We start from the raw sequence: 14275 nt of genomic DNA, 5'->3' as shown, positions 1-14275 counted from the left end.
GCCGGATGATGTTCCAATGCCCCTCAATTCAGCGGCAAAACCAACCTATGGATGGAGGTGGTAGCACTGAACGAAAAGGACCAAGAGCGAACTATACCTGCGACAGGTAGGCATTCGGAATATAGAAACTATTCAACTGATTCGCAAGCGCATAGGCTTGAATCTTTCGATTTCGGTCACTTTCCTCCAAAGAAGGAAAAAGGAAGGATCAAATCCCTACCTCAAAAGACTTGATGGAGGCAATAATGATATCGCAAGCCTCTTGTACCTGCTCTTCGGTAATGACCAAGGGTGGTGCAAACCGGATGATATGATCATGCGTCGGCTTGGCGAGCAAACCATTTTCCTTCATCTTCAGGCACACGTCCCAGGCCTTGAATCCACCAATCGGGCGAATGCCGATCGCGTTAAAAAGCCCCTTTCCGCGTACAAATTCAAGCATTGGATGGTTCAATGCATCCAATCTTGCCCGGAAAATATGTCCCAACCGCTCCGAATTGTCGGCAAGTCCTTCATCTTCCATCACCTGCAAGGCCTCCATCATGACCGCGCAGGCAAGCGGGTTGCCACCGTAGGTGGAACCATGCTGCCCGGGATGGAGCATATCCATGACATCCCGATCAGCAAGCACCGCTGAAACCGGCATCGTCCCCCCGGAAAGTGCCTTCCCCAAAATCAATACGTCTGGACGCACATTTTCATAGTCACAAGCAAGCTTTTTGCCCGTGCGGCCGATGCCTGTTTGAATTTCGTCGGCCATCATCAGCACATTGTGGCGGGAGCATTGCTCACGGATCGCCCGCAGGTAGCCATCGACAGGGACCTTCACTCCTGCTTCGCCCTGAATCGGCTCAAACAGGAATCCGACAACGTTGGGATCTTCCAATGCCATCTCCATCGCAGGGATGCTGGAATAAGGAATCACCTCAAATCCAGGCGTAAACGGCCCGAATCCGCCGCGTGAACCATGGTCGGTCGAGAATGAAATGATCGTCGTGGTACGGCCATGGAAGTTGTCACTGCAGACGACAATTTTGGCCTTGTGGGGTTCGACACCCTTCACTTCATAGCCCCATTTCCGCACGATTTTGATGGCGGTTTCAACAGCCTCAGCTCCTGAATTCATCATCAAAACCTTCTCGAAGCCGAAGTATTTGGAAAGGTATTCCTCCGCGACGCCAAGCTTGTCCGAATAAAAAGCCCGTGAAACCAATGTGAGGTTCTTGGCTTGCTCCACGAATGCATTGATGATTCTTGGGTGGCAATGACCTTGATTTACAGCAGAATAAGCACTCAAAAAGTCGTAGTACTTCTTGCCTTCCAAGTCCCAAACATGGACCCCGTCGCCCTTGCTCAGTACCACAGGCAATGGATGGTAGTTGTGAGCTCCGTACTTTTCCTCAAGGGCTATTGCCTCTTGACTGCCAATCCTTTGTTTCTCATTCACCATAACCACCTGTGTTTCAAAAATTTTGTCAAAACTCAGAAAATCAGTCGGAATTCACAACCCTCTACCCTTCTATTCGGTCCACACTGTTTTGTTCTTTGGACAGTTTTTGAGAAATTGCCTCATTGATCCGAAATTCAACAGTATCCCTCGATCAACGCTCGGGTCTCCATCAAAAATATAGATATGAAAGTCAAACAATGGTTGGCAGGATTTGCGATGAGCGCAGGAGCGCTTGCCGGAACAGTTACCGCTCAGAATGTCGGAATTGGAATTGCCACGCCGCTTGAAAGGCTCCACGTCGCTGGCAACGTGCGCGTAAATCCATTGGCTGGAATTGGAACGAGAATCGTTGGGGCAGATGTGAATGGTACCTTGACGGTGATTCCGGCAGGAATCAATGGACAGGTGCTGACGCAAACCGTTGGTGGACCATCCTGGCAAACAGGAACCGCAGATTGGGCACTTTTGGGTAATGCCGGAACAAGCCCGGCAGCGAATTTTGTTGGAACTACCGATGCGGTTGATTTGGTGCTGCGCACCTCCAATACGGAACGGTTGCGGGTCTTATCCACGGGCAATGTGGGAATCGGAACCCCTGCCCCGCTTTACCGGCTTGACTTGGCGAGCGGAACGATTGGCTACGGAAACAGCAATTCGAGGACGGAAACGAGAAATGATGCCGGCTTGCAAGGCAGCGCAGGCGCACAATCCGGTTTTTTTGAAACGAGTGTTCCGGTAAACTATCCAGCAGGTGCCAACTCTTGGTGGCATCTGATTGATACACGCCACAGCAATGCAGGTAACAACTACGCCTTGCAGATTTCCGGCAGTTTTTTTGACCAGGAATTGTACTACCGCAAGACCGACAACAACCCTGCAACGCCTTGGAGCAGGGTGCTTTCCACTACCAACCTGAATACGCTTGCCTGGACATTGAATGGAAATGGCGGGACCAATGCAGCAACCAATTATGTAGGCACCACCGATGCCGTTGATTTCGTCACAAGGACTGCAGCAACGGAACGGATGCGCGTAACAGCTGGCGGCAACGTGGGTATCGGCACCAATGCACCCAGCGTGCGGTTGCATGTTAATGGTGATGTACGCGTCGGAATTGCAAATCCGCCGAATACCGGTGTGCTTCCTTCCTTTGGCAATGTCATCAACTTTGCCGGTGCCAACGCCGGGCCGACCTTCAACAGTGAAAACAGCGATCCATTGTGGATGGGCCGCTACAATGCAGGTTCAGATGCCAGCGAATTGCGCGTGAATCTCGGCGACAATTGTAATGGTGTGGATGCTTTTGTCATTCAGGCAGGCGGATCGGGTTGCGGTGCCAATACCGAATTTTTCCGTTTTGACGCCACCGGCGCGGCCTATAAGCCTGGTGGAGGTGCTTGGGCTACTTTGAGCGATATGCGTGTCAAGCGCAACGTCTTGCCATTTGCTGATGGAATGGATTTGCTTAAAGCGATTCGCCCTGTCACCTTTGAATACAACGGGGTCGGCGGCACAGCAGACATCGGGAAAGTCTATGTAGGTGTGATTGCCCAAGAGTTGCAGCAAGTTGCACCTTATATGGTGGATGCATCGGGTGAATATTTGAAAGTGGACCCTTCGGCCTTCACCTACTTGTTGGTCAATGCCGTGAAAGATCAGCAAGCTCAAATTGAGGCAATGCAAGCAGATCAATCGGCTTCGAAGACAGAGATTGAAACCTTGCGGGCAGAAATCGAAGCTATCAAAGCCTCCTTTAAAAGCAATTTGACGGTAGGTCAATAAGATTTTCATCATCTGGTATAGCATGCAAAAGGCGCAACCTGGATCCGTTGCGCCTTTTGCATTTTTCAACCAATAGGAATCCCTTAGTTTCGAGGATAGTATTTTCCTTTGACCATTGTTCCCAATACAATTCCCTGCAATTCCCTTCCGATCAATGGATTGTATTTTGACTTGGAACGGATGTCGCTCAATTGGGGAGTCCAAGTGCCAAATGGGTCGAAATGGGTCAACTCGGCATCGGCACCTTCGGCAATGCCTGCATTCGGCAATCCCAGGATGGTTCGCGGCTTTGTGGACAATGCTGCAATGACCGCTTCCAACGAATGCGGAACTTCTTTCATGCCTGTAACGATCGCAGCAAATGCCGTCTCCAATGTATCGGCACCAAAAGAAGCATCCACAAAATCGTGTGTCTTTTCTTCTCTCCCTTGCGGATGATGCCCACTGCTCACCACGTCCAGCGTGCCGTCGGCCACCGCTTCCCTGAGGGCCTGCACCGCCAATTTTTCACGCAACGGCGGATAAACCTTCGTCACCGCGTCAAATTCCTCATTTTCAGTTGCATCCAACAAAAGGTACAACGCAGAAGTTTCGGCAGTGAATCGGATTCCTTCTGCCTTTGCCTTCCTGATGACCTCCAAGCCTTCGACCGTAGTCACCGGCCCGATATGCAAGCGGCCAGCAAAATGCTGCAAAAGGCGCAAATCCCGGTCAATATTGACTTGCTCTGCGATCGCCGGAATACCTTTGAGGCCCATACGCACCGCACTGATGCCGTCGGCCACCATACAGTCTTCTGCAAGTGCCTGATCCAGCGGCGAGTCAATCACCAAGCCATTAAAAGGGACAACATATTGAAGACCACGCAATAGCAATCCAGCAGTTTGGGTGCCTTTGCGGCCATCGGTGAAGGCCACCGCGCCACTTTGTGCCATGTCGTACAATTCTGCGAGGTCTTTTCCCTGCGCACCTACGCTCAACGCGCCTGCGACGTGTAGGTGGATGGGCAATGCAGCTGCGCGTCCGACCAATGCGCGTACCTGCCCGGCATTGTCCATGACCGGAACTGAATTGGGCTGGGTCAGCAATCGGGTAAATCCGCCGGCCAAGGCAGCGGCAGACAAACTTTCCAAGTCTTCGCGCCATTCATAGCCTGGATCGCTGAGTTGGCAACGCATATCCACCCAACCGGTTGAAAGGTATCCTCCCGCGGTCGTTTTTGAAGACGTAAGGGAATGCGGATGCGCGATTTTCTGGATTTTCCCGTTTTCAATCAGGACGTCGGCCTTTTTTCCATTCCAGGTGGAGTGGACATCGACAATTGTTACATCTTGAAATAGAATACTATCCATCAAGTGGTTGCGGGTTTTGTGCCTACACGCAAGATCAAAAATTCGGCGATCAAAAACGCCAAAGCTGCGATCAGGAAATACTTCCAAAGCGGAACGCCATCGTTGCGGGCTTGAATTTCCGCGCCAAAGCTCCCGCGAATCGCGGCGCTTACCTGAATCGCCTCATTGCCAGTTTTAGCCAAGAAATCGCGGATTTCCTGTTCGCTCCGTGCGGCAAGTTGCGACTCGGCATCCGGGACGTTGAAGCTGATTTTTTCCAGAATGCTGTCACCTAAAACAAGGTCGAAATTGCCTTCTTGGAGTTTGAGCTTGTCAAACTTCAAAACTACTGCACCGCTTTGCACAAACTGCTCGGGTGTACTTTCATCGCCTTCTGTCCCGCGCATTTGAATCATGTCCTTGCCTTCCGTCGTGATACGTAAAATCGAAGTAGCACCAAGATCCATCACTGCTTCGACGCGCTGCGTCTGATTCATCATCCTCGCCAATTGCACCATCAAGGCCAATCCGCTCGTTTTGATGGTCAAATCCGTCCAGCTTTCCGCGGGATTCATTGCGAATGTGAAAAACAGGCCTGTTTCCGGACGTGTCTCCACCAAGATCGGCGATCCGTTGCCCAAGCGAAGGATCACGTTTTGAATTGCGCCATTCGATGGGCGATAATCATAGTACTGGTATGCAGTAGGCGCATCAAATTTCCGTCCCGGTGTCTTTTTGGCAAATACACCTTCAAATACAGGATGCTCGAGGTCCACTCCCGCTGCCACTTGCCCTACCTCATTTTTGACCTTTTGCCCGAATTGGCCCAAGTTCATCGCCTGGAAAAATGGATTGACGGCCGCAGGGTTCATTTCTTCTCCGGGGAAAAACAAAATGCTGCGCCCGTCTGCAAGGTGGGCTGTGAGCTTTTGCTGCAATCCGGTGGTAATCTCATTGAGCCCAACCAGCATAATTGACTTATAGTCACTCAGTTGCTCACTGGCAATTTCTCTGGAGGAGATGAATTTGACCTCAAACTGATCCACCACTTCACCCCCGAACATCAGGTGAAGTTTGGGGTTCACCTTTTCCTCGACGATCAGCATTTTCTCGCGAAAAGGCACGTAATAGCTGAAAAAACGCTTGTTGTCAAATTCAATCGGGCGATCATCGATTTGAATATAACCTGATTGCCATCCCGGAGTCTTGGGCAACAAATTCACATTCACGTCCAAACGTTGGCCCGGTTCCAGGTCCTCAGTAGCTACAGGACGGTCTTCCCCGTTGGTGACCACGCGTAATCCGACGGCTTTGAGCGGTTCCGGACTGTCATTGACGAGGGTCATCTTAAGGGTGACCGGCTTTTCCTTTTCAATAATCTGCGTGGTGATCGCGTGGTCGGCGATGTAGGCGTTTTTCAATTGTCTGGTCGTCAATGGCACCAAGGTAACATCCACGCCATCAGCGATTTTCAAGGTGAGTAAACTGTCAGGCAACACCGTAGAGGTCTGGAAATCGCTGATAAAATACAGCGAACGTCGTGCATTCGAAGCATTGGAAAAAATGTCTCCTGCGACCGAAACCATGTCAGCCATCGACCTTGTATTTTGGGCGATTTCGAGCTTCCGAATCTCTTTGACTGCCGCTTGCTGCTCTCCGAAGCTGAAATGCAACTTGGGCTCATCGCTTCCCATGACGAGAAATTCGTCGTTGCGGCCGTAGGCTTCAATGATTTCCCGCGCAAATTCTTGGGCTTGAACCCAATATTCGCCTTTGTCGTTCCCGCCTTTCATCGAGTAGCTGTTGTCAATGATCACGGCAACGGAACTATTCCCAACTGCGACGACAGCATTGTCTTTGCGCCAGACGGGATTTGCAAAAAGGAAGACCAAAGCCAAGATCGTCAGGATACGCGCAGCAAGCAAAAGCCACTGTCTCAACCGCATACGCTTGACAACGGACTTTTTGACCTCCTTGACCAGCGAGATGTCAGAAAAGGAAACGCGCTTGGGCCTCCTGAAATTGAACAGGTGGACGATGATCGGTATTAAAACCGCAAACGAAGCCCAGAGGAATATGGGGTTGAGAAATGTCATTCCAAGGGTCGAAATTAAGGAAAAATGATTTGTCGCAGGGGGAAAAAATGGGAATTTGAATCAATTCGTTTTCAGCGACGTCGATCCTTCTCGCGATGATCACATACAATTGATTTATAGATTGATAGCTCAAATCATGCTCAAAATGGAGACCTGCCCGGCAGGTGTATCCTTAAGCCTATTCGCCACCAAAAACAGCCCGGAACACGTCCTCCAAACGCGAAAATCCTTTGATTTTCAAGCCTTTGAATTTTCCTTCCAAGCCTTTGAGCTGACTTTCGGCGATGAAGATTTGTTCGAATCCGAGTTTTTCAGCCTCGGCGATTCGCTGCTCGATGCGGGAAACTGCCCGAATTTCACCTGTGAGGCCGATTTCGGCGGCGAAGACGACCTTGCGGTTCAAGGGCATGTCGAGCATCGACGACACGACGGCGCAGACCAAACCCAAGTCCAAGGCAGGGTCATCGACCCGCAATCCGCCGGCGATGTTCACAAAAACGTCCTTCTGCCCCATTTTGAAGGAACAGCGTTTTTCGAGGACGGCCAACAACATGCTCAGTCGGCGCAGGTCAAATCCCGTCGCCGAACGCTGTGGCGTGCCATAAGCCAACGGCGTCACCAAAGCCTGTGCCTCAATCAGCAAGGGACGTAAACCCTCCAAGGTCGCTGCAATCGCAACTCCGCTCAATCCAGAATCCGCCGAACTGAGGAAAATCTCGCTCGGATTGGTGACTTCACGCAATCCCTGCTCGTTCATGTCGTAGATGCCGAGCTCCAGCGTCGAGCCGAATCGGTTTTTGTTGGTGCGGACGATGCGGTAGCTGTTGTGGCGCTCGCCTTCGAAGCTCAAAACGACGTCCACCATGTGTTCCAGCACCTTTGGACCCGCCAAAGCGCCGTCCTTAGTAATGTGTCCGACCAAAAAGACCGGCGTCTGCGTGTCCTTGGCCAGGCGCATAAGGCGTTGCGCGCACTCACGTACCTGCGAGACCGATCCCGGCGCGCTCTCCATCGTCGCCGAAAAAACGGTCTGAATTGAGTCCACGATCAGGATATCTGGTTTGTGATCTTTGTGAAATTGCAAAATGCGCTCCAAATGTGTCTCCGCAGCCAACAGCAAGGATGGATTGTCGAAGGGAATGCGGGTCGCGCGCATCTTGATCTGCTTTTCTGATTCCTCTCCAGAGACATACAGGACCTTCAATCCGCTGAGCTGCAAGGCCAATTGCAAGAGCAAGGTCGATTTTCCGATACCGGGCTCCCCTCCCAACAAGACGACCGAACCCTCGACAATGCCGCCGCCCAAAACGCGGTTCATTTCCTTGTCCGGCGTCAAGATGCGCCGCTCGCGGATGTCGTCAATCTCATTCAAATGGCGAGGTTGCCCGCCGGTATGGCTGGAAACGAAGGATTCGACGACACGGGCCTGCGGACTTGCGTCGATCACGTCTTCAACAAGCGTGTTCCATTCGCCGCAGTTGTTGCACTTGCCTTGCATCTTGGGATGCTCAAAACCGCAGGCGGTGCAGACATAGATCGTTTTTAGTTTGGCCATTTCTTGAATTGAGAATTGAGAATTGAGAATTGAGAATTGGGGATGCTTATATCTTCGGTTTTAGGCTCTTGCGAGGAATCGTTGAATTTCAGGATCCTGACTGTCAAGGAATTCCTTGGGAGTTCCATGAAAATGCAACCTCCGATCATGGATCATGGCGACTTGCGTGGCGATCGTCTTGACGGTGTACATGTCGTGGGTGATGATGATACTCGTACGGCCTTGCTCCTGCGCGAGGCTGTTCATGAGTTCGTCGATACGGCCGGAATTGACGGGGTCGAGGCCCGTGGTGGGCTCGTCGTAGAAGATGTACTTGGGTTTGTTGACGATGGCGCGGGCGATGCCGACACGCTTTTGCATGCCGCCCGAAAGTTCTGAGGGGTATTTGGTCAGAACTTCATTCGGCTCCAAACCGACCTGTTTCAGGGATTCCGCTACCCTTTCCTTGATTTCGGCGGGTTTTGCGCTCCTTTCCTCGATCATGCGAATGCCAACATTTTCCAGGACATTCAACGAATCAAACAGTGCTGCGCCCTGAAAAACCACCCCGAAATCGCGCAAAATCGGCGTCCAATCCTTGGGTCGAAATTCGGTGACATTCTGCCCTTCGATCCAGATTTCGCCTTTGTCGGGCTGCAACAACCCTACCATCAACTTCATCATCACCGATTTTCCGATTCCGCTTTGACCAATTACACATAGCTTTTCGCCATTCGGAATGGACAAGGAGATATCTTCCAGAATCGATTGATCCTGAAAACCTTTCCATACCGACTTTAATGTGATCATTGAACTGATTTACTATTTCAATTCGAGGTCGAAGGCTTGCGTTTCGGGCAATCTTTCAAGCCCCAGCAGCAAACGCGCTGCCGATTTTCCCAAAACCGGACCGAGCAAAATCCCATGCCGGTAGAGTCCATTGAGGTGGAAAATAGCCGAATCCTTTTCTTTCGCAAGAATCGGCAAACGATTCAAGGTCGAAGGACGCAGCCCCGCCCAAATCTCCTGTACGTTCATTTCGTAGATCGCCGGGATCACCGCATGGCATTTCCGCAGGATGTTCAAAAGCCCACCCGCTGTATTCACCATTTCAAGGCCCTTTTCTTCGGATGTGGATCCACAAACAATCCGATCCATCTTGGGTACGACGTAGGCATTTCCCAAAACCTTGCTCACGATGCGCACCTGCGTGCTCGGAAAGTCATCTTGTGGGGTTTCCAGACAGACCATTTCGCCGCGAACTGGATAAATGCGGTAGGGCAATTTGGCTTGGATTTCGGCAGAAGGCACTCCCAAAGCAAACAAGACCTTGTCAAACACTTCGCTTTGACCATTTATCCGCAATTCTACCTTCTGATCGCCATTTACCGACCAATGTTGAACATCGGAATTTGGTCGAATGGTCACGGCAGCCATCCGAAGTTGCTCCACCAAACGCTTGACGAGCAGCCAATTGTCGACTTGCGTATCCTTGTGGCTCCAAATCGCCTGCCCGATGTTCTTGGAAACAAAGGGTTCGACTTCTTGGATCATCGCCCCGCTCAGCCATTCGACATCGAGGCCGTGGCTTTGCTGAAACTCGAATTGCCGGCGCAAATAGGCAGTATCGTCCTGACTCAGACCGACTTCCAAGGAACCATAATGCCGCAGCCCGATTTCGCCGAGCGCAGGTGCGACTTCATTGAAATAGAGATCGCGGCTCGCGATGCCCGCTTTCAGGAGATCCAACTCTTGAAATTCGATTTCGTGGACGGGCGCCAGCATGCCCGCAGCCTTCCAAGTCGTTCCGTGGCCGGGTTCGCCGCGGTCAAACAGGGTCACATCAGCGCCGTGGCCCATTTGAGAGAGGTACCAAGCGGTGAAAAGTCCCGCCGAACCAGCGCCGACAATTGCGATTTTCATTTCAATTTGTAGTGGGCAAGCCACCATTTTTCGGGAATTTCATCCTGCCGCGCCAATTCATAGTCGCTTTCGCTGCAGGGCACAAGTTCCGTCCGCCCTTCTCTCCTGCCCATTCCTTCGGAATATGGCACTTCCATCCACCAACGTTCCGACAGCGGATTTTTGTAGAACACCAAATTTTGGATGCCTCCTTGGAGGCTTACGCTGTATTTGATCAGGCGCGACAGGTCTTCAGGTTCGTCGATGCGGCGGCTCAAAAACCCTTCGATGAGGTACCAAACGAGCATCGACCCGAGCAAGGTGGTCTGCGCATTGAAGTCGCGCATCGGCAGGATTTCCGTAATGGACACACTGCTCACGCGGTTGCTCATGCCCGTGTACCGTGCCAATTGGCAGATTTCCTCCGCGGTGAAGCCCGCAGGAGATGGATTTGCAGTACCAGGCGCATCGCCGGATCGAACGGCGCTCATATCAAAGCTCACCATGCTTGCGTTGCGCAAAAATGGCTCGGCTTCACGCAGGTTGGTCCGCAATTCACCGAGTCTGAGACCTTGAAAGTAGAGATTCCTGAGCCTGACCTTCTGCGAAAGCGGTACAAAATAGCTCTGATACCCCAAATTGGTGAAGTTGCTCAGGTAATTGGGGCTGTGAAGGAAGATTTTGTGGTTGTAGCTCGCGTGGTGAATGCCAAAATCACTGTCTTCGACGTCCAATTGCGAGTCAATGCAGACATATTCAACGCTATCGGTCAATTTTTGGTAGCCTTTGTACTGTCCGTAGACAATATCTTGGCTTCCACCGAGGAAAATCAGCAATTTTCCGGCCTTGACCACCTCTTCGACGACGTCCGCTATACGGTCGTAGTACTGAATCATGCGATCAGCCTTGACCATGTTGCCCAAATCCACGATTTTCAGGTCGCGTTTGGGGGCGGCAAGGGCATAAAGGTGCCTACGAATCTGATCGGGAGCCATGGCAGAACCCGTCAAACCACGGGCGCCGCGGTCTTCGGGACAGCCTACGATGACGATGTCTGCCCCCTGCCAATAGGGAAATTCGCCGAAGTTGAATTTGGTGAAATCACTGAGGCGATGATCGTCGAGCGTGAGCCTTTTTTGGATCAATTTGGGCTCGAGCGGCCTGAAAAGCGATTCTATATCCATGCAAGACGATGATTGCGCGTTTTGTTCTAAATTTGCGCAAATATACTGCAAAAGCTGAATGATTTTACTCACAGGCGGCACCGGTTTTCTGGGCCAATTCATCGTGAAGGAGCTGTTGTCGCGCGGCGAGAAGGTGCGCCTGTTGGTGCGCAATCCTGCGAAAGTCAAGGCGGAGCCGGGCGTCGAATTGGTCGAAGGTGACGTTTTGGACACGTCAAGCCTTGAAGTGGCCTTCGAAGGCGTGGATCAAGTGATTCACAGCGCCGCGGTCGTGAGCTTCTGGCCCCGTCGCAAGGATGAAATGACGCGGATCAATGTCGAAGGCACGGCGAACATCGTCAACTTTGCACTCGAAGCCGGGGTCAAAAAACTTGTCCACATCAGTTCGATTGCAGCCTTGGGCCGCGTCGCCGGCGCCCCGAAAATCGACGAAAACAGCAAGTGGATCAAGAGTTCGCTGAACTCGGCCTACGGTCGGAGTAAATACCTGGCCGAACAGGAGGTTCAGCGCGGCGTGGAGGAAGGCCTGCGGGCTGTGATTTGCAATCCCGGCATCATCGTCGGACCGGGGCATTGGGATCAGGGTAGTCCGAAGCTGTTCAGCAGCGTTGCGAAGGGGCTGAAGTTCTACAATCCCGGGAAAACCGGCTTTGTGAGCGTGCAGGACGTGGCGCGCGCCGCCGTGGACCTGCTCCAAAGCGAACTCTGCGAAGGGGAACGCTTCGTCCTTGTGGGCGAAAACATGCTTTACAAGGACTTTTTTGGATTGGTTGCCAAAAGCCTGGGTGTCAAACCACCCTCCATCGTCCCTCCTGCCTTCGTGGCCAATTTTGCTGGACAGCTCAATGAATGGATGGGCAATCTGCGCAACCGTGAACCGATCATTACCCGCGAAACCACGCGCAGTTCGCGGCATCATTTCAACTACGACGGAAGCAAAATCACCAAAACCATTGGTTTCCAATATACTCCGATGGAAAAATGCATCGCAGATACCGGCGAACTTTACCGCAAGGAACATGGAAATTAAGGTGAATGGCGAAGCGATCACGCTTCCCGAGGGAAAAAACCGCTTGGAGGACGTGTTTGAAGCCATCGGAATCCCTTTTCAGCAAACAGGCATTGCCGTCGCCTTGAACATGGAGTTGGTCCCACGTAGCGAATGGAATGACACCTTGGTGAAAGCGGGTGATGCTTTGGAGGTGATCACGGCCCGCCAAGGCGGGTGATGGGCTAGGTATCAATAAATTCGGTTTTGCCAACTCACTGACCACGCGATGTGAGAGTTGGCAAAGCCGCCACCGACCCCACTTATTAAACAATGCTTTGCCAACTCAAACACCCCGAACCGGGCCGAGGGGTTGGCAAAGCGTACCTAGCATTCGGAATAGGTTTTGCCAACTCTATTCAGAACGCGGTGTAGAGTTGGCAAAGCCGCCATATCATATTGATTGACACCAGTGCTTTGCCAACTCAAACACCAACCGCCGAGTGAGTTGGCAAAGCCGCCATTGACCATTTATTTGAAACAAAAAGCTTTGCCAACTCAAACACCAACCGCCGAGGGAGTTGGCAAAGCGTACCGATCAATTGGAATAGGTTTTGCCAACTCTATCCAGAACGCGTTGGGAGAGTTGGCAAAGCCGCCCTAGCCAATTTATTTGAAACCAAAGCCTTTGCCAACTCAAACACCAACCGCCGAGGGAGTTGGCAAAGCGTACCGATCAATTGGAATAGGTTTTGCCAACTCTATCCAGAACGCGGTGTAAGAGTTGGCAAAGCCGCCACGGGTCACTTAATTGATTGCCAGTGCCTTGCCAACTCAAACACCAACCGCCGAGGGAGTTGGCAAAGCGTACCGATCAATTGGAATAGGTTCTGCCAACTCTAACCAGCACACGGTGTGAAAGTTGGCAAAGCCGCGCGTTCCGAATACAATGATTTCACAAATTACCTAGTCATCTTCAATGAGAAGCCGCTTTTCAAGTTCCAATTTACCTTCTGCATGGAATCGAAGAAAGCCTTCCATGCCGCCAAACCAATCTAGTACTTCTGCCTTTTTGAGCTTTGAGTTTTTTGTGTCTAGAAATGAATGGTAAGAGGACCATTTGTATTCTCGAAAATCTTTGGCAAATCCGTGTTTTTGCGGATTGGCGTGGATATAGTACACCATTTGCGTGAAATACTCCGGGGAATCAACATGGGCTCGCTTGAAAGGCTTTTGAAAAAGGGCGCCATGACGCTTTTCCTGAAGATTGAAAGCAACTGCGTAGGACTGGAACAACTTCCGAAAACGAAGGTGAACTTCCTCGACGATCAGTTCTTCTTCCGATCTTTCAGTTTTGATGCGTACCAGAAGGTGGAAATGGTTCCCCATCAAGCACCATGCAAACAATTCCAAAACAGGAGAAAGGTAAAAATCTAGCTTTCGAATGAAAAATTCATGGTTCTTTTCATCCTTGAATAACGACGATTCACTAATCGAACGGTTGTAAATGTGATAGAAATTGCCTGGAATTAGCTTTGTGTAGTAATGCTCAGTTTTAGCCATTTGTATTGGATTGGTATTTTTCAAAGATAAAAACGATCGATGAATTGGCAATGCGGTCTCTCCAAGTTGAGGGAGGTTTTGCCAACTCTCTAGCAACGCGGTGTGAGAGTTGGCAAAGCGCGCAGAGAAGATTCGGAATAGGTTTTGCCAACTCTAGGCACGCGGTGTGAGAGTTGGCAAAGCCGCCACCGACCCCAAACCTTATCAACAGTGCTTTGCCAACTCAAACACCAACCGCCGAGTGAGTTGGCAAAGCGCACCTAGTCGATTCGGATTAGGTTTTGCCAACGCAGGGGACCAGATTATCACACTATGGATAAATCACATAAAACCTAAGCAATGAGGTTGCAATTGACGAAAATGAATCGATTGGCAATAGGAAAACCGAGCAACAACGACTTCACCACCCTCTGCCGATTTTGAACAATCGCCACCTGCAACGCCA

11 protein-coding genes are annotated in these 14275 nt (G+C 51.2%); 3 read left to right on the top strand and 8 right to left on the bottom strand.

The annotated features are described in order from the left end of the window. Positions 1-208: 208 nt before the first annotated feature. A complete protein-coding gene (gene rocD / locus IPN95_02970; GenBank protein ID MBK9448378.1) occupies positions 209-1450 on the bottom strand; it encodes an ornithine--oxo-acid transaminase in 1242 nt (413 codons plus the stop codon). A gap of 183 nt (positions 1451-1633) precedes the next feature. Between rocD and IPN95_02965 the strand changes: the two genes are divergently transcribed. Then, positions 1634-3232, top strand: a complete 1599-nt coding sequence (locus IPN95_02965; GenBank protein ID MBK9448377.1) for a tail fiber domain-containing protein — start codon at positions 1634-1636, stop codon at positions 3230-3232. An 83-nt stretch (positions 3233-3315) separates the two neighbouring features. Here IPN95_02965 and IPN95_02960 read toward each other — a convergent pair whose 3' ends face one another. The 6 genes from IPN95_02960 to IPN95_02935 form a co-directional block, all read right to left on the bottom strand. Then, positions 3316-4584 (bottom strand): dihydroorotase, encoded by a 1269-nt coding sequence (locus tag IPN95_02960; protein ID MBK9448376.1) that lies wholly within the window; start codon positions 4582-4584, stop codon positions 3316-3318. Continuing rightward, positions 4584-6659: a BatA and WFA domain-containing protein gene (locus IPN95_02955; GenBank protein MBK9448375.1), complete on the bottom strand. Its 2076-nt coding sequence runs from the start codon at positions 6657-6659 to the stop codon at positions 4584-4586. The genes IPN95_02960 and IPN95_02955 overlap by 1 nt, the downstream gene beginning before the upstream one ends. A gap of 178 nt (positions 6660-6837) precedes the next feature. Continuing rightward, positions 6838-8214 carry a DNA repair protein RadA gene (radA, locus tag IPN95_02950; protein MBK9448374.1) on the bottom strand — a complete coding sequence of 459 codons (1377 nt, stop codon included), beginning with the start codon at positions 8212-8214 and terminating at the stop codon, positions 6838-6840. 60 nt (positions 8215-8274) lie between these two features. Then, positions 8275-9003, bottom strand: a complete 729-nt coding sequence (locus IPN95_02945) for an ATP-binding cassette domain-containing protein (GenBank protein ID MBK9448373.1) — start codon at positions 9001-9003, stop codon at positions 8275-8277. A gap of 12 nt (positions 9004-9015) precedes the next feature. Continuing rightward, complete coding sequence (locus IPN95_02940; GenBank protein ID MBK9448372.1) at positions 9016-10116, bottom strand: FAD-dependent oxidoreductase; 1101 nt, start codon at positions 10114-10116, stop codon at positions 9016-9018. Continuing rightward, positions 10113-11279, bottom strand: a complete 1167-nt coding sequence (locus IPN95_02935) for a formimidoylglutamase (protein MBK9448371.1) — start codon at positions 11277-11279, stop codon at positions 10113-10115. The genes IPN95_02940 and IPN95_02935 overlap by 4 nt, the downstream gene beginning before the upstream one ends. A 58-nt stretch (positions 11280-11337) precedes the next feature. Here IPN95_02935 and IPN95_02930 point away from each other — a divergent pair, with 58 nt between their 5' ends. Together IPN95_02930 and thiS are read left to right on the top strand one after the other, a co-directional pair. After that, positions 11338-12309, top strand: a complete 972-nt coding sequence (locus tag IPN95_02930) for an NAD-dependent epimerase/dehydratase family protein (GenBank protein MBK9448370.1) — start codon at positions 11338-11340, stop codon at positions 12307-12309. Further along, positions 12299-12508, top strand: a complete 210-nt coding sequence (thiS, locus tag IPN95_02925) for a sulfur carrier protein ThiS (GenBank protein MBK9448369.1) — start codon at positions 12299-12301, stop codon at positions 12506-12508. Before IPN95_02930 ends, thiS begins: the two co-directional genes overlap by 11 nt. 725 nt (positions 12509-13233) lie before the next feature. Here thiS and IPN95_02920 read toward each other — a convergent pair. Further along, positions 13234-13854, bottom strand: coding sequence for a transposase (locus IPN95_02920; GenBank protein MBK9448368.1), 621 nt, complete (start codon positions 13852-13854; stop codon positions 13234-13236). Positions 13855-14275 lie beyond the last annotated feature (421 nt).

Source organism: Bacteroidota bacterium, assembly GCA_016718825.1.
Lineage (GTDB): Bacteria > Bacteroidota > Bacteroidia > J057 > JADKCL01 > JADKCL01.
This window is presented reverse-complemented; position numbering and strand designations above follow the sequence as displayed.